Annotated in this window: 1 protein-coding gene; it reads left to right on the top strand. The window is 46.0% G+C overall.

From position 1 onward, the window contains the following. Positions 1 to 767, top strand: a 767-nt coding sequence (locus tag J3U37_RS12050) for a type VI secretion system Vgr family protein (RefSeq protein WP_267375125.1), incomplete at both ends; no start/stop codon positions are given.

Here is a 767-nt window from a genome sequence, read left to right on the forward strand (position 1 = left end):
CGTTATACCTTAACGGTTGACGGGTTAAATGCACCTGTTTCAGTATTAAAGGTTAATGGTGAAGAGCAGTTAAACCAGCCGTGGCAATACACAATAGAGTTTACCTGTACTGATAAACAACTATCGATTGAAACCCTGCTGAATCAAAAAGCTTCGTTCTGCTTTAATCCGTTTACCGGTAATTTGCTTAATACAGCGATACGCTCCTTAACGGACTTACCCACGGCAGGACAAGCCCGCACCCTTTATGGGGTAATTACTGAATTTAGTCTGCTGTCGGTCAGCCGGGATGAGGCGCATTATCGGGTGGTGTTATCGCCAAGATTAGCCCGGCTGTCACTGAGCCGCAACAGCGCTATCTTTCAAAACCAAAGTGTCATTAGTGTGGTTGAAACAGTGTTACGCAGCCATGAATTTACCGGCGTTGGTTACCGTTTAGAATTAAAAGCGGCCTATCCGGAAAGAGAATTTATTACCCAATGGCAGGAGAGTGATTTAGCCTTTATTCAGCGACTGTTAGCCGATATTGGTGTCTGGTTTCGTTTTGAAACGCATGCCGAGCATCATTGTGATGTCCTTGTTATCAGTGATGATGAACAAGGTTATCATCAGGCGGCTGATATTGAGTACAAACAGCCGAGCGGTATGACCGATGACGGCGTTGAAAGCGTATGGGATATCCGGTTAGACAGTCAGGTGGTCGAGTCCTCAGTCAGGGTGCAGGATTACAACTACCGGGATGCCAAAGCCAGTTTACTCAGTGATGT

It is taken from the genome of Gilliamella sp. B3172 (assembly GCF_026536465.1).
Classification (GTDB): Bacteria; Pseudomonadota; Gammaproteobacteria; order Enterobacterales; family Orbaceae; genus Gilliamella.